Source organism: Streptomyces sp. NPDC043812 (genome assembly GCF_056436245.1).
Genome location: NZ_JBWKCY010000020.1, coordinates 60,148 through 86,299, shown reverse-complemented (window position 1 = coordinate 86,299; position 26,152 = coordinate 60,148). Strand labels below are relative to the sequence as shown.

At 69.3% G+C, this 26,152-nt stretch carries 22 protein-coding genes; 9 read left to right on the top strand and 13 right to left on the bottom strand.

Features of this window, described 5'->3' with window-relative positions; all coding sequences use genetic code 11:
- Nucleotides 1-83: 83 nt before the first annotated feature.
- Nucleotides 84-1,913, top strand: coding sequence for an ATP-binding SpoIIE family protein phosphatase (locus AC067Z_RS27240; RefSeq protein WP_478792255.1), 1,830 nt, complete (start codon nt 84-86; stop codon nt 1,911-1,913).
- Here AC067Z_RS27240 and AC067Z_RS27235 read toward each other — a convergent pair.
- The 4 genes from AC067Z_RS27235 to AC067Z_RS27220 form a co-directional block, all read right to left on the bottom strand.
- Nucleotides 1,856-2,947, bottom strand: coding sequence for an AI-2E family transporter (locus AC067Z_RS27235; protein WP_478792254.1), 1,092 nt, complete (start codon nt 2,945-2,947; stop codon nt 1,856-1,858). The two genes, AC067Z_RS27240 and AC067Z_RS27235, sit on opposite strands and share 58 nt — an antisense overlap.
- Nucleotides 2,948-3,012: 65 nt before the next feature.
- Nucleotides 3,013-3,996: a pirin family protein gene (locus AC067Z_RS27230; protein ID WP_478792253.1), complete on the bottom strand. Its 984-nt coding sequence runs from the start codon at nt 3,994-3,996 to the stop codon at nt 3,013-3,015.
- Nucleotides 3,997-4,514: 518 nt separating this feature from the next.
- Entirely contained in the window at nt 4,515-4,724 is a 210-nt protein-coding gene (locus AC067Z_RS27225) for a hypothetical protein (protein ID WP_478792252.1), read from the bottom strand.
- Nucleotides 4,725-4,739: 15 nt separating this feature from the next.
- A complete protein-coding gene (locus AC067Z_RS27220; RefSeq protein ID WP_389179700.1) occupies nt 4,740-5,192 on the bottom strand; it encodes an SseB family protein in 453 nt (150 codons plus the stop codon).
- A gap of 131 nt (nt 5,193-5,323) precedes the next feature.
- Between AC067Z_RS27220 and AC067Z_RS27215 the strand changes: the two genes are divergently transcribed.
- The gene (locus tag AC067Z_RS27215) at nt 5,324-7,150 is read left to right on the top strand and encodes an acyl-CoA dehydrogenase (RefSeq protein WP_478792251.1); all 1,827 of its coding nucleotides are present in this window, start codon (nt 5,324-5,326) and stop codon (nt 7,148-7,150) included.
- A 151-nt stretch (nt 7,151-7,301) separates the two neighbouring features.
- A complete protein-coding gene (locus AC067Z_RS27210; RefSeq protein ID WP_478792250.1) occupies nt 7,302-8,618 on the top strand; it encodes a M18 family aminopeptidase in 1,317 nt (438 codons plus the stop codon).
- Between the two features lie 65 nt (nt 8,619-8,683).
- On the opposite strand, the gene AC067Z_RS27205 is transcribed toward AC067Z_RS27210, so the two are convergent.
- Complete coding sequence (locus AC067Z_RS27205) at nt 8,684-10,486, bottom strand: NHL domain-containing thioredoxin family protein (RefSeq protein ID WP_478792249.1); 1,803 nt, start codon at nt 10,484-10,486, stop codon at nt 8,684-8,686.
- 451 nt (nt 10,487-10,937) lie between these two features.
- Here AC067Z_RS27205 and AC067Z_RS27200 point away from each other — a divergent pair, with 451 nt between their 5' ends.
- On the top strand, nt 10,938-12,605 hold the full coding sequence (locus AC067Z_RS27200) for a glycosyltransferase family 2 protein (RefSeq protein WP_478792248.1): 1,668 nt from the start codon (nt 10,938-10,940) through the stop codon (nt 12,603-12,605).
- A 231-nt stretch (nt 12,606-12,836) separates the two neighbouring features.
- On the opposite strand, the gene AC067Z_RS27195 is transcribed toward AC067Z_RS27200, so the two are convergent.
- Together AC067Z_RS27195 and AC067Z_RS27190 are read right to left on the bottom strand one after the other, a co-directional pair.
- On the bottom strand, nt 12,837-13,931 hold the full coding sequence (locus tag AC067Z_RS27195; RefSeq protein WP_478792247.1) for a PQQ-dependent sugar dehydrogenase: 1,095 nt from the start codon (nt 13,929-13,931) through the stop codon (nt 12,837-12,839).
- Between the two features lie 117 nt (nt 13,932-14,048).
- A complete protein-coding gene (locus AC067Z_RS27190) occupies nt 14,049-14,999 on the bottom strand; it encodes a glycoside hydrolase family 5 protein (protein ID WP_478792246.1) in 951 nt (316 codons plus the stop codon).
- A gap of 519 nt (nt 15,000-15,518) precedes the next feature.
- On the opposite strand from AC067Z_RS27190, the gene AC067Z_RS27185 reads away from it, so the two are divergent.
- Nucleotides 15,519-16,013, top strand: a complete 495-nt coding sequence (locus tag AC067Z_RS27185) for an LURP-one-related/scramblase family protein (RefSeq protein WP_478792245.1) — start codon at nt 15,519-15,521, stop codon at nt 16,011-16,013.
- A 9-nt stretch (nt 16,014-16,022) separates the two neighbouring features.
- Here the strand turns inward: AC067Z_RS27185 and AC067Z_RS27180 are convergent, their stop codons facing one another.
- A complete protein-coding gene (locus AC067Z_RS27180; protein WP_478792244.1) occupies nt 16,023-16,826 on the bottom strand; it encodes a carbon-nitrogen family hydrolase in 804 nt (267 codons plus the stop codon).
- A gap of 163 nt (nt 16,827-16,989) precedes the next feature.
- On the opposite strand from AC067Z_RS27180, the gene AC067Z_RS27175 reads away from it, so the two are divergent.
- Nucleotides 16,990-17,814 (top strand): maleylpyruvate isomerase family mycothiol-dependent enzyme, encoded by an 825-nt coding sequence (locus AC067Z_RS27175; protein WP_478792243.1) that lies wholly within the window; start codon nt 16,990-16,992, stop codon nt 17,812-17,814.
- Nucleotides 17,815-17,916: 102 nt separating this feature from the next.
- Here the strand turns inward: AC067Z_RS27175 and AC067Z_RS27170 are convergent, their stop codons facing one another.
- Nucleotides 17,917-19,224 carry an MFS transporter gene (locus AC067Z_RS27170; protein ID WP_478792242.1) on the bottom strand — a complete coding sequence of 436 codons (1,308 nt, stop codon included), beginning with the start codon at nt 19,222-19,224 and terminating at the stop codon, nt 17,917-17,919.
- Nucleotides 19,221-19,874 (bottom strand): GntR family transcriptional regulator, encoded by a 654-nt coding sequence (locus AC067Z_RS27165; RefSeq protein ID WP_478792241.1) that lies wholly within the window; start codon nt 19,872-19,874, stop codon nt 19,221-19,223. Before AC067Z_RS27165 ends, AC067Z_RS27170 begins: the two co-directional genes overlap by 4 nt.
- Nucleotides 19,875-20,035: 161 nt before the next feature.
- Here AC067Z_RS27165 and AC067Z_RS27160 point away from each other — a divergent pair, with 161 nt between their 5' ends.
- Nucleotides 20,036-20,932, top strand: a complete 897-nt coding sequence (locus AC067Z_RS27160) for a D-alanyl-D-alanine carboxypeptidase family protein (protein ID WP_478792240.1) — start codon at nt 20,036-20,038, stop codon at nt 20,930-20,932.
- A gap of 80 nt (nt 20,933-21,012) precedes the next feature.
- Here the strand turns inward: AC067Z_RS27160 and AC067Z_RS27155 are convergent, their stop codons facing one another.
- Genes AC067Z_RS27155 through pdhA form a run of 3 tightly spaced genes read right to left on the bottom strand, consistent with a single transcriptional unit; the run spans nt 21,013 to nt 24,580 of the window.
- Nucleotides 21,013-22,422, bottom strand: a complete 1,410-nt coding sequence (locus tag AC067Z_RS27155; RefSeq protein WP_478792239.1) for a dihydrolipoamide acetyltransferase family protein — start codon at nt 22,420-22,422, stop codon at nt 21,013-21,015.
- Between the two features lie 14 nt (nt 22,423-22,436).
- A complete protein-coding gene (locus AC067Z_RS27150) occupies nt 22,437-23,417 on the bottom strand; it encodes an alpha-ketoacid dehydrogenase subunit beta (protein WP_478792238.1) in 981 nt (326 codons plus the stop codon).
- Between the two features lie 2 nt (nt 23,418-23,419).
- On the bottom strand, nt 23,420-24,580 hold the full coding sequence (gene pdhA, locus AC067Z_RS27145) for a pyruvate dehydrogenase (acetyl-transferring) E1 component subunit alpha (RefSeq protein WP_478792237.1): 1,161 nt from the start codon (nt 24,578-24,580) through the stop codon (nt 23,420-23,422).
- A 327-nt stretch (nt 24,581-24,907) separates the two neighbouring features.
- Here pdhA and AC067Z_RS27140 point away from each other — a divergent pair, with 327 nt between their 5' ends.
- Both AC067Z_RS27140 and AC067Z_RS27135 read left to right on the top strand, forming a co-directional pair.
- Nucleotides 24,908-25,576 carry a response regulator gene (locus AC067Z_RS27140; protein ID WP_478792236.1) on the top strand — a complete coding sequence of 223 codons (669 nt, stop codon included), beginning with the start codon at nt 24,908-24,910 and terminating at the stop codon, nt 25,574-25,576.
- A 159-nt stretch (nt 25,577-25,735) separates the two neighbouring features.
- Entirely contained in the window at nt 25,736-26,152 is a 417-nt protein-coding gene (locus tag AC067Z_RS27135; protein WP_478792235.1) for a pyridoxamine 5'-phosphate oxidase family protein, read from the top strand.

Genomic DNA, 26,152 nt, shown 5'->3' with positions numbered 1-26,152 from the left:
GTCGCGGCGGCGGCTGCCCGCACCCCCCGTGACCAGGGCCGCCCGGCAGGTCATATCCCTCTGTACCTGAATACAGTGGGTCAATGCGCACGGAGGACGTCCTGGCCGCGATCGCGACCGGCATGTGGCGCTGGGACACCACGTCCGGGACGGTCACTCTCGACGCCGAGGCCGCCCGGCTGCTGGAGCTGCCCGCCGAGCCCGGCGAGCACTCCGCGTCCACCGTGCGTTCCCGCTTCCACCCGGTCGACTGGAGCGAAATCAACGGCATCGTCACCCTCGCGGTCTCCGAAGGGACCCCCGCCGAGGCGCGGCTGAGGGTCGTCGGCCACCACGGGCACAGCGCGGGCGACGACGAACCGTTCTCGGATCTGCCGCTGGACACCGACTACCCGGCCGCCGAGGTCGTGCGCACCGGCCGCGCGATCTATCTCCCCACCCCGGCCGACTACCGCCGCCGCTACCCCGTCACCTGGCCACTGGCGCAGCGCTTCGGCCGCCAGTCCTGGGCGTTCCTGCCGTTGATCGTCGCCGGTCGCACGATGGGCGCCTGGATGGCCGCGTTCCGGCATCCGGTGGCTTTCACGCCGGACGAGCGGTCCGTGCTCACCACGGTCGCCCGCATGCTCGCCCAGGCCCTGGCCCGCGCCGGTGTCGCCGAGTCCGAACGCGAGCTCGCCCTCGGCCTGCAGCGCTCGATGATGCCGCACCTCGGTGCTGACATCCCCGGCATGGCCGTGGCCGCGCGGTACGTCCCCACAGGCGGCGGTCTCCAGGTCGGCGGCGACTGGTACGACATGATCCCGCTGCCCGGTGGGGGCACCTCCCGCGCAGAAGGCCACGGGGGACGGATCGCGTTCGTCATCGGCGACGTCCAGGGCCACGACGTGCGCGCCGCCGGACTCATGGGCCAGCTGCGGATCGCGCTGCGTGCCTACGCGTCCGAGGGCCACCGCCCCGACGCGGTCCTCTCCCGCGCGTCCCGCTTCCTGCACGGGATGACCGACACCTACGAGGAGGGCGACGACGGTGGCCCCCGCTTCGCGACGTGCCTGTACCTGGAGGTGGAGCCGGCCACCGGGCTGGTCGAGATCGCCCGCGCCGGCCATCCCGAACCCGCCGTGCGGACCTCGGACGGCACGGTGCTGCTGCGGTCCACCGAGGGCGGGCTGCCGCTCGGCATCGACCCGGACTCGGACTATCCGACGACCCGGTTCGTGCTGGAGGCCGGGGAAACGCTGATGATCTGCACGGACGGGCTCCTGGAGACGGGCGGCCACGATCTCGACACCGGCTGGGCCAGGCTGCGCGGCGTCCTCGAGGACCATGCGGACCAGTCGCTGGAGGAGCTGGCCGACGCCCTCGTCCAGGCCGTCCACGGGCCGTCCTCGCACTACACGACCGGGCCACTGGTGGACCGGCGCGAGGACGACATCGCGGTGCTGCTGCTCACCCGCGAGGGCCTGCCCGCCCGCGCACCCACCCGGCGCACCGCGATGAGCGTCGCCCAGGCGGAGCCCGAGAGGATCGCCGCCGCCCGGCAGCAGCTGCGCGAGCTGCTGCACGACTGGGCGGACGAGGAACAGACCGACGCGGCGGTCCTGATGGTCTCCGAGATGGTCACCAATGTGCTCGTGCACACCGACGGCACCGCCCTGCTGGTCGCCGAGGTCGCCCACGACGACGCGGTGCGGCGGCTGCGCGTGGAGGTCACCGATGCGAGCGACGAGCTGCCGCACAAACGCCGGCCGGGTGAGATGGCCTCGTCTGGAAGGGGTCTGGTGCTGATGGAAGTGCTGGCCGACGCGTGGGGAGTGGACCCGAGGGGCGAGGGCAAGTCGATCTGGTTCGAGCTCTACGAGCCGGCGGGCGGCGCCCCGGACGGGCCCGCATCGGGGGTCCCGGTGGCGTAGCGGGCACGCAGCTCGCCGAGGACGCCGAACGCCGCGGCGGTGACCGGCACCGCCAGCAGCATCCCGAGAATCCCGGCGAGGCTCGCCCCGGCGGTGATCGCCAGCATCACCACCGCCGGATGCATCTGGACCGTACGGCTCTGGATCATCGGCTGGAGCACATGGCCTTCGAGGAGCTGCACGGCGACGACCACGCCGAGCACCCAGAGCGCGATCGCGAAACCGCGGTCGGCGAGGGCGACCAGGATGGCGACCGCGCCGGAGATGAAAGCCCCCAGGTACGGGATGTAGGCGCCGACGAAGACGAGCGCGCCGAGCCCGGCCGCCCCCGGCACCCGAAGGATCAGCAGGCCGACCGTGATGCACAGCGCGTCGATCAGCGCGATGAAGGTCGTCCCGCGCATGAACCCCTCGACAGCGCCGAATGCGCGGCGCGCCATCGCCTCCACGGTGTCGCCGGTGGAGCCGGGCGCGAGGGAGCGCAGGGTGCCTACCGCGCGGTCGGAGTCGCGCAGGAAGAAGAAGACGAGCAGCAGTGCCAGCACGGCGATGGCGATCACCTCGCCGACCACGCTCAGCCCGGTGATCACCCCGGAGGCGGCGGTACCACCGAACTTGCCGAGCAGCTCCCTGGCGTTGGTCGCCACATCGTCCAGCGAGGTGCCCGCGGCCCCGAAGTGCTCTGCGAGGTCCTGCGCGGCCTGCTTGAGCGAGGCGATGATCTGGTCGCCGGTCTCGATCAGGGCGTTGACGACGATGTAGACCGCGCCGCCGACCACGGCGAGCACGGCGGCGCAGGTGAGCCCGGCGGCGAGGGAACGCTGCACCTTCATCCGGAGAAGCCGCCGGTACAACGGCCCGAGAAGCGCCGTGCCCAGCAGTGCCAGCAGCACGGGGGTGACCACCGTCTTGAGAGTGATGATCAGCCACACACCGACCGCTGCGACCCCGATCACCAGCAGAGCGACCACGCACCAGGCCGCGAGCCGCCGCACGGGCTCGGGCAGTGCGCGCTGGACGGGTGAGGTCTGCACGAGCCCACCCGATCACGGGCGACGCCCCTCGGCCCGCCGGAGCGGGCCAGGGGGGTGACGATCCGTCAGCCCTCGGTGGGCCCGCCCTCCTGCATGCCGTGCACGGCGGGAATGGTGCCGAGCCGCCCCTTCTGGAAGTCGTCGAAGGCCTGCTGGAGTTCGGCACGCGTGTTCATCACGAACGGACCGTAGTGCGCCATCGGTTCGCGGATGGGCCGGCCGCCCAGCAGCACGATCTCCAGGTCGCCGGTGTGCGAGCCGTTCTGGGTGTCGTCGGCCCACACCGTGAGCGCGCCGCCGCCGCCGAACACCGCGGTCTGGCCCATGTGGACCGGCCGCCGCTCGTCACCGACCGCGCCGCGCCCGGCCAGGACGTACGCCAGGCCGTTGAAGTCGTCGCGCCACGGCAGCCGGATCTGCGCGCCGGGCCGCAGCGTCGCGTGGATCATCGTGATCGGGGTGTGCGTGATGCCGGGGCCCTCGTGCCCCTCCAGCTCACCGGCGATGACCCGCAGCAGCGCGCCGCCGTCGGGCGAGGTCAACAGCTGCACCTGACCACCGCGAATGTCCTGGTAGCGGGGATCCATCATCTTGTCGCTCGCGGGCAGGTTCACCCACAGCTGGAGTCCGTGGAACAGACCGCCGGACACGACGAGCTGCTCGGGCGGCGCCTCGATGTGCAGCAGCCCGGACCCCGCGGTCATCCACTGGGTGTCACCGTTCTCGATGGTCCCGCCCCCGCCGTTGCTGTCCTGGTGGACGAAGGTGCCGTCGATCAGATACGTGACCGTCTCGAAGCCGCGGTGCGGGTGCCAGGGTGTGCCCTTGGGCTCGCCCGGCGCGTAATCCACCTCGCCCATCTGGTCCATCATGATGAACGGGTCGAGGTACTTGTAGTTGATCCCGGCGAACGCGCGGCGCACCGGGAAGCCCTCCCCCTCGAAACCGCTGGGCGCCGTCGTCACGGCGAGCACGGGCCGTGAGACGGCATCGGTGGGTGCGGCGATCCGCGGCAGGGTGAGCGGGTTCTCGACAGTCACTGCAGGCATGGCGTGGCCTCCTTGTACAACCAGTTTAGTTGAAGACTGAACTTCTTGCCATCGCAACGCCGCTCACCCGGGAGGCATTCCCCCTCGGGCCCCGTCCCGGAATGTCATGTGCCACCCCTGGCCGGTTTCCTGCTCGTGCTGCTGCGGGAAGCCGCGCCCGGGGAGCAGGAGTGGGGTCACCCGGCATGAGCGGTCCCGCGACGCGAGGGCCTGCGACACCGGCCGGCGGGCTCCACACCGCGGTCGCGGTCACGGCCGCGACGGCGAGCTTGCCGGTGAACGACCACGCGGACAGCGTGGGGGCCTGCCGGCCCACCGAGGCCCGCTCGAGCCGGTGGGTGAACACGAGCATGCGGGCGATCAGCCCCGCTCGACGACAATGACGAGCGCGAGCCCGGCAGCGCCGGGGCGGACGAGGACCGACCCGATCAACCGGCACGCGCGCAACGCCGCCGCATCGAGCATGACCCGGCGCCGGCCGAAACGCGCGACGAGCCGGGGCGTCGGCCGTGAGTCGGTCAGGCCTCCGGCACCGCGAGGGCGGGACCGTACTGCCACGGCGCGAACGCGAGGCGGCCGAGCAGGAGGACGGCGAGCAGCGGCGAGGTCGCCATGATCATGCCGTTGACGAGGACCGTGCGGAAGAACCGCGGACGCCGGGCCGCCCGCAGCTGCCCGAACCGCCGCCCCGAGGGCCACCGCGTCCGGCCCGGCGGCAACGGCGTCACGCCCCCGGACAGGGCCTAGCCGTACATCCGCCGCATCGCGAAGTCGACCATCTGCTCCACGGCCTTCGCGTCGAAGACCATGCGGTGATCGCCCTCCATGTCGAGCACGAACCCGTACCCCGTCGGCAGGAGGTCGATGACCTCGGCGCCCGTGATGACGAAGTACTTCGATTCCTTGCCCGCGTACCGGCGCAGTTCCTTGAGGGTGGTGAACATGGGGATGACCGGCTGCTGGGTGTTGTGCAGCGCCAGGAAGCCCGGGTTGTCGCCGCGCGGGCAGTAGACCTTCGACGTGGCGAAGATCTGCTGGAAGTCCTCGGCCGACAGCGACGCCGTCGTGAAGGCCCGCACGGCGTCGGCCAGCGACGGTGGCGACGGCTCGGGGTACAGCGGCTGCTCTCCGTAGGAGGGCTGCTGCGGCACGTATTGCTGCTGCTGTGCGCCCGGGGTCTGGTCGTAGCCGTACATGCCCGCAAGAGTAACGAGTCACAGTTGCCCCGATAGGGGTTGCATCTTATTACCGACGGGTAGCATCATCGTAGCTACTTACTGGTACGTGGACGATCAGTCCATCTTCCGATCCTTACGGAGCCGTCGCCATGGGGCACTACAAGTCGAATCTCCGCGACATCGAGTTCAACCTCTTCGAGGTCCTCGGGCGCGACAAGCTGTACGGCACCGGCCCGTTCGCGGAGATGGACGTCGACACCGCCAAGTCGATCCTCGAAGAGATCGCCCGCCTCGCGGAGAACGAGCTGGCCGACTCCTTCGCGGACGCCGACCGCAACCCCCCGGTCTTCGACCCCGCCACCAACACCGCGCCCGTCCCCGAGTCCTTCAAGAAGAGCTACAAGGCCTTCATGGACTCCGAGTACTGGCGCCTGGGTCTGCCCGAGGAGATCGGCGGCACCACCTCGCCGCGCTCCCTGATCTGGTCCTACGCGGAGCTGCTGCTCGGCTCGAACCCGGCCATATGGATGTACTCCTCCGGCCCTGCCTTCGCCGGCATCCTCTTCGAGGAGGGCAACGAGGCGCAGAAGAAGGTCGCCGAGATCGCGGTCGAGAAGCGCTGGGGCTCCACCATGGTCCTCACCGAGCCGGACGCCGGCTCGGACGTGGGCGCCGGCCGCACCAAGGCGGTCGAGCAGGAGGACGGCTCCTGGCACATCGAGGGCGTCAAGCGCTTCATCACCTCCGGTGAGCACGACATGGAGGAGAACATCCTCCACTACGTGCTGGCCCGCCCCGAGGGCCACGGCCCCGGCACCAAGGGCCTGTCGCTCTTCCTCGTCCCGAAGTTCCACTTCGACTGGGAGACGGGCGAGCTGGGCGAGCGCAACGGCGTGTACGCGACGAACGTCGAGCACAAGATGGGCCTCAAGGCGTCCAACACGTGCGAGATCACGTTCGGCGACCAGCACCCCGCCAAGGGCTGGCTGATCGGCGACAAGCACGACGGCATCCGCCAGATGTTCATGATCATCGAGTTCGCCCGGATGATGGTCGGCACGAAGGCCATCGCCACCCTCTCCACCGGTTACCTCAACGCGCTGGAGTACGCCAAGGAGCGCGTCCAGGGCCCCGACCTGAAGAACTTCGCGGACAAGACCGCGCCCAAGGTCACCATCACGCACCACCCCGACGTGCGCCGCTCCCTGATGACGCAGAAGGCGTACGCCGAGGGCATGCGCGCCCTCGTGCTCTACACCGCGTCCATCCAGGACGAGATCGCCGTCAAGGAGACCGCGGGCGAGGACGCCAAGGCCCTCGTCGCCCTGAACGACCTGCTGCTGCCGATCGTCAAGGGCTACGGCTCCGAGAAGTCCTACGAACAGCTGGCCCAGTCCCTGCAGACCTTCGGCGGCTCCGGCTACCTGCAGGAGTACCCGGTCGAGCAGTACATCCGCGACGCCAAGATCGACACCCTCTACGAGGGCACCACGGCCATCCAGGGCCAGGACTACTTCTTCCGGAAGATTGTCCGTGACCAGGGCCAGTCGCTGAACGCCCTCTCCGAGGAGATCAAGAAGTTCCTCGCGGTCGGCACCGGCGGCGAGGAGCTCGCCGCCGCCCGCGACGCACTCGCGAAGGCCGCCGTCGACCTCGAGGCGATCGTCGGCACCATGACCAACGACCTCATCGCCACCGGCGAGGACGTCAGGAACATCTACAAGGTCGGCCTCAACACCACCCGCCTGCTGATGGCCTCCGGTGACGTCGTCGTCGCCTACCTGCTGCTCCGCGGTGCCGCCGTCGCCGCCGAGAAGCTCGGGACCGCGTCCGCCAAGGACGTGCCGTTCTACCAGGGCAAGATCGCGGCCGCGAAGTTCTTCGCCGCCAACATCCTGCCGGGCGTCTCCGTCGAGCGGGCGCTCGCCGAGTCCGTCGACGCCTCGCTGATGGACCTGGACGAGGCCGCGTTCTAGGCTCTCCCTCGCAGACAGGCAACAGGGCCGCCGCCCGATCCCGGGCGGCGGCCCTGTTGTGCCGACCGCATGCGGGAGCCCGGCAGGCCGCCGACCTGGAGTGCCGTACAACGGCAACCGGCTCGCGTACGCCCCTCGTTAAGGTGACCCCATGAGCAGCAGGACACCCGCCAACCCGTCGCCCACCACCTCCCCCTTCGACCGCGGCCACACCGACGACCTGATGGCCTTCCTCGCGGCCGCGCCCTCGCCGTACCACGCGGTGGCCGAGGCTGCCGAGCGGCTGGAGAAGGCAGGCTTCCGCCAACTGCTGGAGACGGACGCCTGGGACGGCACGGCCGGCGGCCGCTATGTGCTCCGCGGGGGCGCGCTCATCGCCTGGTACGTGCCGGAGGGCGCCACGGCGCACACCCCGTTCCGTATCGTCGGCGCCCACACCGACTCCCCGAACCTGCGGGTCAAGCCGCTGCCCGACACCGGTTCCCACGGCTGGCGCCAGATCGCCGTCGAGGTCTACGGCGGAACGCTGCTCAACACCTGGCTCGACCGCGACCTCGGCCTGGCAGGCCGGCTCACTCTCCGCGACGGCTCGCACCGGCTCGTCAACATCGACCGCCCGCTGCTGCGCGTCCCCCAGCTCGCGATCCACCTCGACCGGCAGGTCAACGACGGCCTCAAGCTGGACCGCCAGCGGCACATGCAGCCGCTCTGGGGACTCGGCGACGTCGAGGAGGGCGACCTCATCCGCTTCCTGGAGGAGGAGTCCGGCATCGGCGAGGGCGAGGTCACCGGCTGGGACCTGATGGTCCACTCCATCGAGCCGCCCGCCTACCTCGGCCGCGACCGCGAACTGGTCGCCGGCCCACGCATGGACAACCTCCTGTCCGTGCACGCCGGCACGGCCGCCCTCGCCGCCGTCGCCGCCCACCCCGAACTGCCGTACATCCCCGTGCTCGCCGCCTTCGACCACGAGGAGAACGGCTCCCAGTCCGACACCGGCGCGGACGGCCCGCTGCTCGGATCGGTCCTGGAACGTTCGGTGTTCGCACGCGGCGGCACACTGGAGGACCGGGCCCGCGCCTTCGCCGGCACCGTCTGCCTCTCCTCCGACACCGGCCACGCCGTGCACCCCAACTACGGCGAGCGGCACGACCCCACGCACCACCCCCGCGCCAACGGCGGCCCGATCCTCAAGGTCAACGTCAACCAGCGGTACGCCACGGACGGCAGCGGCCGCGCCGTGTTCGCCGCGGCGTGCGAGAAGGCCGGCGTCCCGTGGCAGACGTTCGTCTCGAACAACGCCATGCCGTGCGGCACCACCATCGGCCCCATCACGGCCGCCCGGCACGGCATTCACACGGTCGACATCGGCGTCGCGATCCTGTCCATGCACAGCGCCCGCGAACTGTGCGGCGCCGACGACCCGTATCTGCTGGCGAACGCGCTGGTTGCGTTCCTGCAGGGCTGACCGCAAGGACGCAGGGAGAGCCGAAGGACCGGGGCCCGCTGCAAGCGGGCACCGGTCCTTCCCCGCTACGCCTCGTCCATCCCCGCCAGGACGAGCGGCAGCCGCGCCGCCCCGTCCCGGGTGACCCGGACCGGAACGCCCCAGTCCTGCTGGTGCACATGGCACGCCGGGTACTCGTTGGCCGGATCGTCGTCGCAGGACGCCGCCATCGCCGACACGTGCAGCACGCCTTCACCCACCGCCGGATCGATCTCCAGCTCCCGGGACAGATCCGTACCCGCGCCGTCCCCGGAACGCAGCAGCTCCGCAGGAGTGGCGGAGACCAGCAGCCGGGTGGACGGCCCGTAGCGGGTGTCCAGCTTCTGACCGGCCGGGGCCTGGAACACCACGTCGAGGCGGAGCGCACCCGGGGCGACATCCGTGGCGGCACGCTGCGTACGGTGCGCCACCGCCTCCACGCGCACCGCCTCCTCCGGCAGCCGCAGACGCGTCAGACGGTGCCTCGCCGACTCCACGACCACGATGTCGTCACCGGCCAGCACCGCCCCGCTCGGCTCCCTCAGATCCGTTGCCAGGGTGGTCACTTCACCGTTCGAAGGGTCGAAGCGGCGCAGCGCGTGGTTGTACGTGTCGCTCACGGCCACCGAACCGTCGGGCAGCGCGGTCACGCCCAGCGGGTGCTGCAGCAGCGCCTGCCCGGCCTCCCCGTCGCGGTGCCCGAAGTCGAACAGACCGGTGCCGACAGCGGTGTGGACGACCAGGTCACGGTCGATCCAGCGCAGCGCGGACGTCTCCGAGTCGGCGATCCACAGCCGGTCATCGGTCGCGGCGAGCCCCGACGGCTGGGCGAACCACGCCTCCGCGGCCGGCCCGTCGACCAGGCCCTCGTTCGTCGTCCCGGCCGCGACCTGCACGGTCCCCTGCTCGGGGTCGTACGTCCACAGCTGGTGCACCCCGGCCATCGCGATCCACAGCTTGCCGCCCCACCAGGCCACGTCCCAGGGGGAGGACAGCGAGACCTCCAGCGCGGGCCCGGCCGTGGCCGACCCCTGCCACCACTGCGTCCCGGTCCCGGCGAGCAGCTCGATCGCGCCGGTCGCGGGGTCGTAGGCCCTGATCGCGTGGTTCACGGTGTCGGCGACGGCGACGCGGCCGTCGGGCAGCAGCGCGAGTCCCTGCGGCTCGTTGAACTCACCGTCCCCGATCCGCCGCACGACGCTCTCCCCGTCCGGCTCCAGCTCCACCAGCTGATTCCGCGTGGAGTCGGAGACGAGGAAGTTCCCGGAGGGCAGCGTGAGCGCCTTGCCGGGGAAACGCAGATCGGTGGCCTCGGGCTCGGGCGCGACATACGGCCCGTCCCCGCGCCGCAGCGTCCCCTTGGCCGCGTGCTCGGCCTCCAGTTCCTCGACGAGCTTCTCGATGGCGTGCGCATGCCCCTCGCCCGCGTGCTGGGCGACGACATAGCCCTCGGGGTCGATCACGACCAGCGTGGGCCATGCCCGCACGGCGTACTGCTTCCAGGTGGCGAGCTCGGGGTCGTCGAGGACGGGGTGGTGCACCTGGTAGCGCTCGACGGCGTCGACGACGGCCTGATGCTCGGCCTCGTGGACGAACTTCGGCGAGTGCACCCCGATGATCACGACGGTGTCGCGGTGCTTCTCCTCCAGTTCGCGGAGCTCGTCGAGGACGTGCAGGCAGTTGATGCAGCAGAAGGTCCAGAAATCAAGAATGACAATGCGCCCTCGCAGGTCGGCGAGGGTGTACTGCCTGTCACCCGTGTTCAGCCAGCCGCCCTTGCCGATCAGCTCGGGGGCGCGGACACGGGCACGGCGGGGCGCAGGGGTGGGCGCCGGGGCTGCATCGTTCATCCTTCAAGGGTGCCATCCCAGAAGGCCGGCTCCGGCAGGGGTCGGTCCAGGTACAGCGCCGCCAGGCGGGGGGCCGGCTCCGCGTCGTCGTGGCATCCGACGTCCCGGCCCGGGGCCGGCTCCGGTCAGTCGTTCGTGACGGCGTCCTCGGGCAGTTCCTCGCCGGTCGCGGCCAGGTGGATCTTGGTGGTCGGCCCGACACGTGACCGTCCGAGCAGGGCGGCCCTGGGCGGGCCCGCCGTCTCAGGCGGAGGCCCCCCGCTCGGCCCAGACCGATGCCTTTCGCCGTCCCGCCCGTTCTCGCTCCTTCGGGCGACCGGTGCAGCAATCGGCGCAATCGAACGCGCAGGTCACGCGGGGCTGGGGCTGTCGTGGGAGGTGACCATGCCGTCGGAGGCGGCGCCGGAAACCGGGCTTTTCGCTCTCGACGTTGCTGCATTCAAGGAGAACCATGCGTACTGATTCCCCTGATGGCACGGTGGGAACGATTCGGCCGACGGCCACCCGGGAGCTTGCCCGATTCGCACCGACAGCCACCACCTGCGTGCTCCCGCAGCCCCCGGACGACAAGGAGAAGTACTCCTACGTCAGACGCCGCCTCTGGGTGCTCACGGCCGCTTCGCTCATCAGCATGGGGTGCCTCGCCTTCAGTCAGTTCAGGCTGATCGAGTCATCACCGTGGCTGATCCCCTTGCTGCCGTGCCTGATCTTCACCGTCCTGTACTACCTCACCTCCCTGCTGGTGAACGCCTTCACCGCCGACTTCGACCTGAGGTCGCACCGCCAACTCGTGCAGGACTGGCAGCCGCAGACGTACCCGACGGTCGCGGTCTTCCTGCCGGTGTGCGGCGAGCCCATCGACGTGCTGGAGAACACCTGGACCCATGTGCGACGGCTCGCCGACCGCTATCCCGGCATGGCCACGCCGTATGTCCTCGACGACTCCGACAACCCACAGCTCGCCGCCATGGCCGAGGGCTTCGGCTTCGTCTACGGAAGCCGGCCCAACCGCGGCTGGTACAAGAAGGCCGGCAACCTCCACTACGGGCTGAGCATTTCCGACGAGGAGTACATCCTCATCCTCGACGCCGACTTCGCTCCCCGCGCGGATCTGCTGGACGAACTGTTGCCGTACATGGAGCGTGACCCGAAGGCCGGCATTGTCCAGTCGCCGCAGCATTTCCGCGTGCTCGACGGACAGAGCTGGATCGAGCGCGGGGCGGGCTCGGTGCAGGAGCTGTTCTACCGGGCGATCCAGGTTTCCCGGCAGAACCGGGACGGCGCCATCTGCGTGGGCAGCTGCGCCGTGTACCGGCGCGCCGCGCTCGACTCCAACGGCGGCACCACCCTGATCGAGCACTCGGAGGACGTACACACGGGCTTCGACCTACGCCGTCTGGGCTGGGACCTGCGCTACGTACCGATCCCTCTCGCCACCGGCAACTGCCCCGACAACGTGGGTGCGTTCTACCACCAGCAGTACCGCTGGTGCTTGGGCTCCATGAGCCTGCTGGGAAGCAAGAAGTTCTGGGACACGAAGCTCAGGCTCACCACCCGCCTCTGCTACGTTTCCGGCTTTCTCTACTACATCCATACGGCGCTCTTCATCTTCCTGGCCCCGCTCATCCCGATCATTCTTCTGGTGGCCATGCCCGAAAAGCTCAAGATCGAGTACGTGCTGCTGGTACTTCCCAGCGTGATCTATACGACCGTGATCTTCCCGTGGTGGCACAAGTGCCCTTACCGGCTGGAAGCGTGGGCCGTCCGCATGATGTACGGCTGGGCGCATGTCTTCGCGATCTGGGACATCGTGCGCGGCAGGCGTCAGGCCTGGCGGCCGACCGGCTCGGCGACCGCACGGCGGAACGGGAACAGACGTCTCTTGATCGGCGTGTGGGTCTGGAGTGGGGGTACGGCTCTGATCTGGGTGGGCACCGCGCTCTGGCGGACCTTCACCATGTACCCGCTGAATTTTGCGCTGGTGCTGTTCTGCGGGTTGTTCTACGCCGTGATCGTGGGCCGAATCCTCGTACCGCCCCGACGTACCACGTCAGAACAGGTCCCTGCCGTGACGCGAAAGGCTTTCATCGAGCCCGCGGAGAGTCCCGGGAGACTGTGAGGTGCGCCGACCGGGGCCGAACCAGCCTCGGCCGGCGTGACATTTCCGGCCCGGGCCGACCGAAGTCGTGTCGGCCCGGACTGCTGTGCTCAACCGACTGCTGCGCTGCTCGCCGATACGGACCGCCGGCGGGTCGAGAACCGCGGCTGGACGAGCATGCAACAGGAGGTCGGCCGGTCCAGGCTCACAGAGCCTCGACCGGCCGACCGGATGACGACCTGGGGGCGAGTGCTATGTGAGGTCGACCTGGAGCACTCGGTCCGCGCCCGTACCCGCCTTGTCGGTGGTGATCCACAGGGCGTTCTTGCCCGGGACCTTCACGACATCCCTCAGCCGACCGTAGCCCCTCGTGAAGTACGCGACCGGGGTGCCGGTGGTGGCTCCGTCGACCGGGACCCGCCACAGTCGCCGGCCCTTCAACGAGGCGATGTACAACGCGCCGTCGGTGTAAACAAGTCCGCTCGGCACGCCTTCGGAGGGGTGCCACTGTCGCGCGGGGTCGACCAGGCCGGTGGTGGCGCACTTGCCCTCGCAGATGGGCCAGCCGTAGTTCTTGCCGGGCTCGACAAGGTTCAGCTCGTCCCAGGTGTTCTCGCCGATCTCGGTCTCCCACAGCCGGCCCTGCGCGTCCCAGGTGAGGCCCTCCGGGTTGCGATGGCCGTAGGAGTAGACGAGGGTTCCGAAGGGGTTGCCCGGAGCGGGTTTGCCGTCGGTCGTCAGCCGAAGGATCTTGCCGCTGAGGGACTGCTTGTCCTGCGCCTCGCCGGGTATCCCCGCGTCGCCGGTGGCGGCGTAAAGGTAGCCGTCGGGGCCGAACTTGATGCGTCCGCCGTTGTGCAGACCTCTCTTGATGCCGGTGACGAGCGTCTTGTAGCCGGTGAGGGTGGACCCGTCGTAGGTCATCCGGGCGATCCGGTTGCCCTCCTTGGCCCCGTGGTAGAGGTAAATGTGGTGGTCCTGGCTCCAGTTGGGCGACACGGCGATCCCGAGCAGGGCTTCCCCGCTGTTGGGACTCGCGATCAGCGGCGCAACGGCGACCTTGGTCCTGGTGCCGGTCTGGCTGACCTTGAAGATCTCCCACGAGTCCCGTTCATTGATCAGCGCAGAGCCGTCCGGCAGCCACGTCGTGCCCCAGGGGATGGTCCATCCGGACGAGATGCTCTTGATGCCGGACGGGACCTTGGCGGCTGAGGTGACGGCCGGCGGCGGCGCGGCATTGCCGGTACCGGCCAGCGGCAGCAGCAGCCCGGCGGTCACCGCCGCGGCGGCTGACGCGGTGACCCGGGCGCGGGCTATGACTTTTCTGCGGGGCTTGGCGATGTACACGCGTGCATCCTCCTGCGGGAGTTGGTGACGTTCGGTGGGGGAAGGTCGGTGGGGCAGCGCGGGCCACTCATGTCGAGGCTGCGGAGCATGAGCAGCGGAGGGCACGGGCGGCTGTGCTCAGCCTCTGATCCGATCCCGGAGCCAGACGCCGTACGGTTTGAGAACGTCGGCGCCCGCGAATGTGCCGGCGCTGCAGGCGCCCTTCTTGAAGACCGCTAGATCCTGCTCGTTGTCGGAGATGCTCCAAGCCGTCCAGCTGATCTGCTTCTTCGCCATCACGTCGGCGAATTTCTGCGCCATGGGGAAGTCGTTCTGCCAACCCGTGTACGAAGTGGCACCCCACTCCGTGACGAAAATGGGGAGCTTGGCGGAGGCGATTTCCAGGCGTTTCCGGTATGCGTCCCGATAGTGCTGCGCGTAGTAGTGGAAGGTGTACATGATGTTGGAGGCGCGTACCGGGTTGTCGACGACCTCCTGCTCGGTGGCGCCGTTGGCTTCGCCGAGCGTGGACCAGCCACGGGTGCCGACGAGGATCACGCTGTCCGGGTCCTCGGCGCGGATCACCGGAATGACCTGCTCCGAGTAGCTCCTGATCCGCTCCCAGGTCACTTTGTTGGGCTCGTTGGCGATCTCGTACATCACGTTGTTCCGGTGCTTGTGCCGTTGGGCGATCTCCTTGAAGAACTTCTTCGCGTTCTCGATGTCCACGTTCGGGTCGCCCGGGTTGATGAAGTGCCAGTCCACAATGACGTACATGCCACGGGCGCTGGCCTTCTCGATCAACTGGCTTGCCAGGTCGGTAAATTTCCTGGGATTCGCGTCGTACCCGCCCGCGCGGGCATACGTCGCGACACGCAGGACACTCACCTTCCAGTCGTAGGCCATCGCATCCAGGGCGCGGTCGGTCAGGCAGTGGGCGTACCACTGCGTGCCGTGTGTGCTCATCCCTCTGAGCTGGATGGGCGCGCCTGATTCGTCGCACAGTTTCGTGCCACAGACGCGGACCTTGCCATGAGCCTGGGCCGGGGTCTCGGCCCTGGCGGTTGCTCCGACAGCAACCCCGCCCATCGCAATCACACTGGTCAGACTGAACATCGCAGCCATGACCAGGGCGCATCGGACGGCCCAGCGTTTGCCGGAAGTCGGTGAACGCACCTCTGCCTCCAGTTTTCGTGAAATGGCACTGAAGCCAATATGACGAAATGACGAAAGCGTGGGCGACGCGGTATCAATGCATGCTCCGAGTGGTGGGTGAGATTCACCCTCCCGAGGCACCGTCAGTCAATGACCGGCCCGCGGTCCTGACAGCCGTGGTCCAGAAGCTGCCCGCGGTGCAGTTCGGGACAACAAGGCTCTGCCGTTTCCGCACCCGCAAGTAATTCCCCGGCGGAACAGCTCCGGCAGGACCGGAAGTCCCCGGACCAGGTCGGCCACCGCGCAGGCGTGCGACCGGCGCGGCACCTGATGCAGAGCCCGGGACACGATGCTCACCTTTTCGGGTAACGGCACTCCCCCTGTTGCCGCGCCCCCGCATGTATTGCCTGCCGGCAAGCTGCCCGGCCCTCCGTCGCCGGGTATACGGGCCGCATGAAATACCTCGTGCGGGACAAGATTTTCGCGATCGGCGACGATTACTGGATCGAGGACGAGCGGGGCCACCACGCCTTCCTTGTGGACGGGAAGGCGCTGCGGGTCCGGGACACCCTGGAGCTGAAGGATCCGAGTGGGTACGTCCTGATCACACTGCGGCAGAAGCTGCTCAGCCTGCGCGGCGCGATGACGATCGAGCGGGACGGCGGGACGCTCGCCACCATCCGGCGCAAGCGGCTGTCCCTGCTGCGCAACCACTACCGGGTGACGCTCGCCGACGGCACTGGACTGGACGTCAGCGGGCGGATCCTGGACCGCGAGTTCGCCGTCGAGTACGAGGGCGAACTGCTGGCGCACATCTCCCGCCGGTGGCTGACCCTCCGGGACACGTACGGCGTGGATGTCGTCCGCGAGGACGCCGACGCGGCGCTGTTGATCGCTGTCGCGGTGTGTGTGATCCGGATGTCGGAGCGGGAGCGTGAGGAGGACTGAGACGCGGGCTCAGTCGCGGAGGTGCGGCGTCGGCAGTCCCAGCCGGCGGTCCTTGAGGGCCGGGAAGAGTTCGCGGGTCGTCGTCACCGTCGCCGGGTCGAGGTCCACGGTGAGCACCTCCTCGTCGGGGCCCGCCTCGGCGAGGACCTCGCCCCAGGGGTTGACGACGATGCTGTGTCCGGCCTGCTCGACATCCGCATGGGTGCCCGCGGTGCCGCAGGCCAGGACGTACGCCTGGTTCTCGACGGCGCGAGCGCGGGCCAGCAGGGTCCAGTGTTCACGGCGGCGGGCGGGCCAGCCGGCCGGGACGACGAGGGCCTGGGCGCCCGCGTCGACCAGGCCGCGGAACATTTCGGGGAAGCGCAGGTCGTAGCAGGTGGCAAGGCCGAGGGTGAGGGGTCCGGGGACGTCGACGGTCACCAGTTCCTCGCCGGCGCCCATCATCACCGCTTCGCCCTTGTCGAAGCCGAAGCGGTGGATCTTGCGGTAGGTGGCGACGAGCTCCCCGGCGGGGGAGAGGACGAGTGCGGTGTTGTAGAGCGTCCCGTCGTCGGCCTTCTCGACGATCGATCCCGCGTGCAGCCAGACCCCGGCGTCGCTCGCGGCCTTGGCCATCGCTTCGCAGGTCGGCCCGTGCGGGGTCTCGGCCTCGGCCTCGAACTGCTGGTAGGCGAAGGCTCCGACGGGCCAGAGCTCGGGCAGGATCACCAGTTCGGCGTCCCGTTGTTCGCGTACGAGCGCGGCCACGCGCCGCCTTCGGGAAACGACCGATTCGTCCGGGTCTGCTGCGATCTGGATGAGAGAGGCGCGCACACTACCACCGTCCTGGCATTCGAGCCGTCAACACGGGCCTACGATCGTCACACGAAAGCACTGCCGGGGTGACGCTCGGCAGCGTAACTTAACTGCCGAGCCTCCCACGCAGCCCAGCAGTCAGCAGCCCAGCCCGCGTACCGCAGAACCGCCGAGGGGTCCCGTGACCGTCCATCCCAGCCTCCAGAACTACGCCGATGCCTGGACCCACGCGGTCGAATCGATAGCCGAACTGGTGCAGCCGCTCGTCGAGGGTGAGTGGAACCGCGCCACGCCGTGCCCGGGCTGGTCGGTGCGCGACATCGTCTCGCACGTCATCGGCATGGAGTGCGAGATGCTCGGCGACCCGCGCCCCATCCATTCCCTGCCGCGCGATCTGTACCACGTGCAGAGTGAGTTCGCCCGCTACATGGAGATGCAGGTAGATGTGCGTCGGCACCACACGGCGCCGGAGATGACCTCCGAACTCGAGTACACGATGATCCGCCGCGCTCGTCAGCTGCGCAACGAGACGCGGGGCCCGGACACGATGGTCCGCGCGCCGCTCGGCGCCGAGCAGACCCTGGAACTGGCCATGCGCATGCGCGCGTTCGACACCTGGGTGCACGAGCAGGATCTGCGCGTGACACTGGGCAGGCCGGGCAACCTCGACTCCCCCGGCGCCCTTGTCGCCCGGGACTGCCTGCTGGAGGCGCTGCCGAAGGTGGTGGCCAAGGACGCGGGCGCGCCCGCCAACTCGGCCGTGGTCTTCGATGTGAGCGGCCCGCTGGAGTTCCTGCGGACCGTGCGGGTGGACGCCGACGGACGCGGTTCCGTGGACGGTTCGCCGTCGCTGGGTCCGGTGGCGACGATCGCGACGGACTGGGAGACGTTCTACCGCCTGGCCTGCGGCCGGGTGCGTCCCGCCGCGGTGGCGGACCGCATCAAGGTGGACGGCGACGACGCGCTGGCCGCGGCCATCCTGCAGGTGTTCGCGGTCACGCCCTGACGCCTGGTCGGATCACGGACGCCGTGGGGCGGTGAGGCGGTGCCCTCACGGCGCCGCAGACACCTTCCCGGCCCGAGGCACGCCGCCGGGCCGCACCGGCGCTCACACCGGTACGTGCACGGTCTCCACCCTGCTCGCCACCAGCCGCTCCCGCTCGCGCCGCACCGTGCGCGCCCGCAGCCGCAGGATCTGGGTGACGCCGAGTGCCTGGAGCACGAACACGGACGAGAAGGCGACCCGGTAGTTGTCCCCGGTCGCGTCCAGCAGCACGCCCACCGCGAGCAATGTGGTCATCGAGGCGACGAACCCACCCATGTTGACGATTCCCGATGCCGTCCCCTGACGCTCCGGCGGGTTGGCCGGCCGGGCGAAGTCGAAGCCGATCATCGACGCGGGTCCGCAGGCGCCGAGCACCGCGCACAGGGTGATGAGCAGCCACATCGGCGCCTGATCGCCCGGGTACGTCATGGTGATCGCCCACAGCAGGGCGCTGGCGCCAATGGTGCCGAGCGCCAGGGGTGTGCGGGCTGCGTGGTGTCGGGCGATGATCTGCCCGTAAACGAGGCCGACGACCATGTTGGACGCCACCACCAGTGTCAGCAGGGCGCCCGCGGTTTCCCGGCTGAGCCCCTGCGCCTCGACAAGGAACGGCATCCCCCAGAGCAGCAGGAAGACCATGGCAGGGAACTGCGTGGTGAAGTGCACCCACATCCCGAGCCTGGTGCCGGGCTCTCGCCAGGACGCGGCGATCTGGCGGCGCACGTAGGCCGCCCCGGCGTGCCGCGCGGGCGGCGGCTCATGACCGTCGGGGTGGTCCTTGAGGAACAGCACGAGCAGGACGAGGACGACGAGCCCGGCGGCCGCGCTGCCGGCGAACGTGGCGGTCCAGCCGATGTCGTGGAGCATGCGGGCGACGACGAGCGTCGACACCAGATTGCCCGCCATGCCGAACAGGGCGGCGACCTGCGCGATGAGCGGCCCGCGGCGGGCCGGGAACCAGCGGCTGCCGAGCCTCAGCACGCTGATGAAGGTCATGGCGTCACCGCAGCCGAGCAGGGCCCGTGAGGCGAGCGCCGTGCCGTACGAGGGCGAGAGCGCGAACCCCAGCTGCCCGACGGTGAACAGGACCACGCCGATGGTCAGGACCTTCTTGGTGCCGAGCCGGTCGACCATCAGGCCGACCGGTATCTGCATCCCCGCGTAGACGAGCAGCTGGAGGATGGAGAACGTGGACAGGGCCGAGGCGTTGACGTCGAAGCGGTCGGCGGCGTCGAGTCCGGCGACGCCCAGGGACGTACGGAAGATGACGGCGACGAAGTAGACGGCGACGCCGATGCCCCAGACGGCGGCGGCACGGCGGCCGCCCGGGGGATCGCCGGGAATCCGGCACCCCAGGGATGCTGCGCTCACCGTGCCTCACCCCGGACCAGGACCTTGACCCGGCCCAGGTGCTGCCGTACACACTCGGCCGCGCCCTCCGCGTCGCCGGCCCGGATCTTCTCCAGGATCTCGGCGTGCTCGTCGTAGTTGCGCGTGACGCGGTCCGGCAGGGCCTGCATCATGGCGACGCCCATGCGCAACTGACGGTCGCGCAGCTGGTCGTAGAGCTTGGCGAGGATGTCGTTGCCCGCGTGGCGGACGATCTCCGCGTGGAAGCAGCGGTCGCTGACGGCGAAGGCGGCGAGGTCGCCGGCGTCGGCGTGCCGCTGCTGTTCGCCCAGGAGTTCCTCGAGGCGGGTGATGAGCGACGGGGGCGCGGGCACCGCCTTGCGCACCGCGAACTCCTCGACCAGCAGCCTGGTTTCGACGACGTCGGCGATCTCCTGGGCGGACACCGCGAGGACGAGGGCGCCCTTCTTCGGATAGAGCTTGATCAGCCCCTCGACCTCCAGCTTGAGCAGCGCCTCGCGCACGGGGGTGCGGGAGACGCCGACGGCGTCGGCCAGTTCGCCTTCGGTGAGGAGTGTTCCGCCTTCGTAGCGACGGTCGAGTACGGCCTGCTTGATGTGCGTGTAGACACGGTCGGCGGCGGGGGGCTGTTTCACGGACGCGGCAGGCATGCACACAGCTTAGATACAACACAGGCGCATCAGAAAGTTCGGTCCACATCGCGAAACACGTACATCCGTCGGTGCCCCTCGCACGTCTCCTTACCGAGCGGCACCCCACGCGTTCGCACTTCAGGGGCAATTCGCAACTTTCGCTTATCGGAGCATTCCACTTGAAAACACTCATCAAGGGCACGCGTCGGGCTGTCACCGTGACCCTCACCGCGGGCGCGGTCCTCGCGGGCGGCGCATTCGCCGGCCAGGCACAGGCGACCGCCGCGCCGCCGCCCCCCACGATCGTCGCCAAGGGCGGCTACGTGATGAACAACGGCACCGGGGCGAGCCTGTTCACGAAGGCCGCCGACACCCGGCGCTCCACCGGGTCCACCACCAAGATCATGACCGCGAAGGTGGTGCTCGCCCAGCCGAACCTCAACCTGGACGCCAAGGTCACGATCCAGATGGCCTACAGCGACTACATCGTCTCCAAGACCGCCTCGTCGGCCCGCCTGATCGTCGGCGACAAGGTCACGGTCCGCCAGCTGCTCTACGGCCTGATGCTGCCGTCCGGTTGCGACGCGGCCTACGCGCTCGCCGACAAGTTCGGCTCGGGGAGCACGCGCGCGGACCGTGTGAAGTCGTTCATCGGCAAGATGAACAAGGCCGCTACCGACCTCGGTCTGCGCAACACGCACTTCGACTCGTTCGACGGGATAGGGAATGGCTCGAACTACTCGACGCCACGCGACCTGACGAAGATTGCGGCCAGCGCGATGAAGAACTCCACGTTCCGCAGCATCGTGAAGACGAAGTCGTACACGGCCAAGACCGTCACGAAGACCGGCACCACGCGCACCATGGCGCCGTGGGCCAACACCAATAAGCTGCTCGGCTCCTACAGCGGCGCGATCGGGGTGAAGACGGGCTCGGGCCCCGAGGCCAAGTACTGCCTGGTCTTCGCCGCGACCCGCAACGGCAAGACGGTCATCGGCACGGTCCTGGCCTCCACGTCGGAGACCAACAGGACGACGGACGCCAAGAAGCTCATGGACTACGGCTTCAAGAAGTAGGCCCTGCGGACCTGGCGTCGACCAGTACGCGAACGCCCGGCCGGGAAGACCCGGCCGGGCGTTTCACGTGAAACCGGGCATCAGGCCCAGGTGATCAGCCGCTTCGGGTTCTCCAGGATCGCCGCGACATCGGCGAGCACCTTCGAGCCCAGTTCGCCGTCGACCAGGCGGTGGTCGAACGAGAGCGCCAGCGTGGTGACCTTGCGGGGCTTGACCTTGCCCTTGTGCACCCACGGCTGGAGCTTGATCGCACCGACCGCGAGGATCGCGGACTCACCGGGGTTGAGGATCGGCGTACCGGTGTCGACGCCGAAGACGCCGACGTTGGTGATGGTCACCGTGCCGCCCTGCATCGCCGCCGGGGTGGTCCTGCCCTCGCGGGCCGTGGCGACCAGGTCGCCCAGCGCCGCTGCCAGCTCGGGCAGGGTCTTGTCGTGCGCGTCCTTGATGTTCGGCACGATCAGACCGCGCGGGGTGGCCGCGGCGATGCCCAGATTGACGTAGTGCTTCTGGACGATCTCCTGGTTGGCCTCGTCCCAAGCGGCGTTGACCTCGGGGTTCCGCTTGATCGCGACCAGCAGGGCCTTGGCGATCAGCAGCAGCGGGTTGACCCGCAGCCCCGCCATGTCCTTGTCGGCCTTCAGCTCCTCGACCAGCTTCATCGTGCGCGTCACATCGAGCGTGATGAACTCGGTGACATGCGGCGCGGTGAAGGCGCTGCCGATCATCGCGGTCGCGGTCGCCTTCCGTACGCCCTTGATCGGGACACGGGTCTCACGGGCGAAGGCGTCGGCCGCGGCCGGCGCGGGAGCCGGGACCTCGGCCGCGGGCACGGCGACGGGCGCGGCAGCGGGCGCTGCCGCCGCGTGGACGTCCTCGCGGGTGATGACGCCGTCGGGGCCGGTCGGGACGACCGTCTCCAGGTCGATCCCCAGGTCCTTGGCGAGCTTGCGCACCGGGGGCTTGGCCAGCGGACGCTGGCGGGCGGGCGCGGCGGCCGCGCCGTGGCCGTTCATCTCGGCCTGGATCGCGGCCGCGGCGGCCTGTTCCGGCACAGCTCCGGCCGCGGTCTTGCGCGGGCGTCGCTTGGTGGAGGACTCGGCCACGCCATAGCCGACGAGGACGGGCTGGCGGCCCTTCGGCTTGTCCTCCGGCTCCGGCTGCGGCTCGGCAGCGGCGAGCGTGGGCTCGGTGGCGGCCGGCTGCGGCTCCTCGACGGTCTCCGAACCCGGCGCCACGTCGATCGTGATGATCGAGGTGCCGACGTCGACGGTGGTGCCCTCCTCGAAGCGCAGCTCGTGCACGACGCCGTCGTACGGGATCGGCAGCTCGACGGCCGCCTTCGCCGTCTCGACCTCGCACACGACCTGGCCGTCGGTGACGGTGTCGCCGGGCTGGACGTACCACTTGAGGATCTCGGCCTCGGTGAGCCCCTCGCCCACGTCGGGCATCTTGAACTCGCGGAAGCGCAGCGAAGTGTCTGCAGTCATGGTCACGGCACTCCTCAGTACGCGAGCGAGCGGTCGACGGCGTCCAGCACCCGGTCCAGACCCGGAAGGTACTCCTCCTCCAGGCGGGCCGGCGGGTACGGCGCGTGGAAGCCACCGACCCTCAGCACCGGGGCCTCCAGGTGGTAGAAGGACCGCTCGGTGATACGAGCGGCGATCTCCGCGCCGGAGCCGTAGAAGACCGGGGCCTCGTGGACCACGACCAGCCGGCGGGTCTTCTCGACCGACGTCTGGATCGTGTCGAAGTCGATCGGGGACATCGAGCGCAGGTCGACGACCTCCAGCGACTTGCCCTCCTCGGCAGCCGCGGCCGCGGCCTCGACGCAGACCTTCACCATCGGGCCGTAGGCGGCGAGGGTGAGGTCGGTGCCCTCGCGGGCGACACGGGCCTTGTGCAGCGGTCCGGGGATGGCCTCGGTGTCGACCTCGCCCTTGTCCCAGTAGCGCCGCTTCGGCTCGAAGAAGATCACCGGGTCGTCGCTCTGGATTGCCTGCTGCAGCATCCAGTAGGCGTCCGACGCGTTCGACGGGGAGACCACCTTGAGGCCCGCGACATGCGCGAAGAGCGCCTCGGGGGACTCGGAGTGGTGCTCGACCGCGCCGATGCCGCCGCCGTAGGGAATGCGGACGACGACGGGCATCTTGATCTTGCCCAGTGCCCGGGCGTGCATCTTGGCGAGCTGCGTGACGATCTGGTCGTACGCGGGGAAGACGAAACCGTCGAACTGGATCTCCACGACCGGGCGGTAGCCGCGCAGGGCCAGGCCGATCGCGGTGCCGACGATGCCGGACTCGGCGAGCGGCGTGTCGATGACACGGTCCTCGCCGAAGTCCTTCTGCAGCCCGTCGGTGATGCGGAAGACGCCGCCGAGTTTGCCGACGTCCTCACCCATGATGAGGACCTTGGGGTCGGTCTCGAGAGCCTTGCGCAGGGACTCGTTGAGCGCCTTCGCAAGAGGAAGCTTCTGCACGGCCATGGCTAGTTGCCCTCCTCGGCGAACGACGCCTGGTAGGCGGCGAACTGGGCCCGCTCCTCGTCGACGAGCGCGTGCCCGTCGGCGTACACATGGTCGAACATCGCCATGTCGTCGGGGTCGGGCATGGCCCGGACCGCCTCGCGCACCCGCTTGGCGAGCACGTCGCTCTCCTCGTCCAGCGAAGCGAAGAACGCCTCGGCCTCGCTCTTGTCGAGGACGGAGTTCTCCAGGTACGCCCGCAGCCGCAGGATCGGGTCCTTCGCCTCCCATGCCGCACGCTCGTCGTCGTGGCGGTACTTGGTCGGGTCGTCCGAGGTGGTGTGGGCGCCCATCCGGTAGGTGAACGCCTCGACCAGCGTCGGGCCCTCGCCTCGGCGGGCACGCTCCAGCGCGGAGCGGGTGACGGCCAGGCAGGCCAGCACGTCGTTGCCGTCGACGCGGACGCCGGGGAAACCGAAGCCCTGGGCACGCTGGTACAGCGGCACCCGGGTCTGCCGCTCCGTGGGCTCCGAGATCGCCCACTGGTTGTTCTGGCAGAAGAACACGACGGGCGCGTTGTAGACCGCGGAGAACGTGAAGGACTCGGCCACGTCGCCCTGGCTGGAGGCGCCGTCACCGAAGTACGCGATCACGGCCGAGTCGGCACCGTCCTTGGCCACGCCCATCGCGTAGCCGGTGGCGTGCAGCGTCTGCGAGCCGATGACGATCGTGTACAGGTGGAAGTTGTTGGTGTTCGGGTCCCAGCCACCGTGGTTCACGCCCCGGAACATGCCGAGCAGGTTCGTTGGGTCGACACCGCGGCACCAGGCGACGCCGTGCTCGCGGTACGTCGGGAAGACGTAGTCGTCGTCGCGCAGCGCCCGGCCCGAGCCGATCTGCGCGGCTTCCTGGCCCAGCAGCGAGGCCCACAGTCCGAGCTCGCCCTGGCGCTGCAGGGCGGTGGCCTCCGCGTCGAAGCGACGGGTGAGCACCATGTCCCGGTACAGACCGCGCAGCTCGTCGGGGGTCAGGTCGATCTCGTAGTCCGGGTGCTCGACGCGTTCGCCCTCGGGCGTCAGCAGCTGTACGAGCTGGGGCTCGGAACTCTGTGGCTTCTTAGCGGCGCTGGCGCGCTTACTGGCGCGTCGCGGTTTGCGCGCGGCAGCAGTGCTCTCCACGGTCACGTGCGTGCTCCTCCGTCGGTCCGGCCCCCGGGGTCCGCCGGTGTGGCCAGTGCGGCTCGCCCGAGTCCGGGCCGGTGCACGGGGTGTGTGCTACGCGGCCGGATCCGAGCGTGACAGGTGCCCCGGCGAACGTCCTGTCATAGGCACGTTACCCAGTGCGCAGCATTACTGCGAAACCCCATTTGACCTGCGATTTTGCTTGGATTTCCAAGTAAATCGAGAAAATGCGGGAACACCACTGGTCAGGGCCCTGCGGACCGCCGGAACACGGGCACGTTATCCCGCACACCCCGGACACGGGAAGAGCCGATGTGTGAGACTGCCGAAGTGAACGAAGAGGGAAAAATCACTGTATTTCTGCTCGACGACCATGAGGTCGTACGGCGCGGCGTTCATGAATTGCTCTCGGTGGAGCCCGATATCGAGGTCGTCGGAGAGGCCGGTACAGCGGCGGATGCCCTGGTCAGAATCCCTGCGACCAGCCCCGACGTGGCTGTTCTGGATGTCAGGCTGCCGGACGGGAGCGGCGTCGAGGTGTGCCGGGAAGTTCGTTCGCATAACGAGAACATCAAATGTCTGATGCTCACCTCGTTCGCCGACGACGAAGCGCTTTTCGACGCGATCATGGCCGGGGCCTCGGGCTATGTGCTCAAGGCGATCCGCGGCAACGAACTGCTCGGCGCGGTACGCGACGTCGCCGCGGGCAAATCACTGCTCGACCCCGTCGCGACGGCCCGCGTCCTGGAGCGGCTGCGCGACGGCGGCGGCAGGCCGGGCGGTGACGACCGGCTGGCGAACCTCACCGACCAGGAGCGCCGGATCCTGGATCTGATCGGCGAGGGGATGACCAACCGGGCCATCGGCGAGCAGCTGCATCTCGCCGAGAAGACCATCAAGAACTATGTGTCCAGCCTGCTCTCCAAGCTCGGCATGGAGCGGCGTTCCCAAGCCGCCGCATACGTGGCACGGAGGCAGGCGGAGCGCCGGCAGTACTGAGAACGGCGGACGCCCGGCCCCGCGTCAGCGCGGTGCACAGCCGGATCCGTCACCCGTTCGGGCCAACCCGGGCGGGGCCCTTGTCCGGGACCTAGGACCCCACCCGGATGGGGTCCGGCGGCCCTTATGCCGGCGCGTTCGGTGACGGAGAGTGGAGACATGTCCACCGAGGAACGCCGTGCCATCGAGCTGCTCACCCGTGTCTCCTTCGGGCGGCTGGCCACCAGCATGCGAGCGATGCCCTTCGTGGCACCCGCCCGTCACATCGTGGTCGACGGCCGCGTACTGCTGCGCCTGCACAGCGGTTTCGACTACCACCGCGCCTGCAACGGCAGCGTCGTGGCCTACGGCGCGGACAACCTGAACTCCGGCGCCGCCGCGCTGTGGTCCGTGCAGTTCACGGGCGTGGCCCGGATCGTGGAACCGACGGAGGAGCAGCTGGAACTGTTCGGCCCGCGGCCCCACCGCATCGACGCCCAGGACTTCGACCCGGTGTACATGCGCCTCGACCCCCGGTTCGTCACCGTGCACACCATCGACTATTTCGAAGAGCGACCTGCGCGACACGCTGAGTGA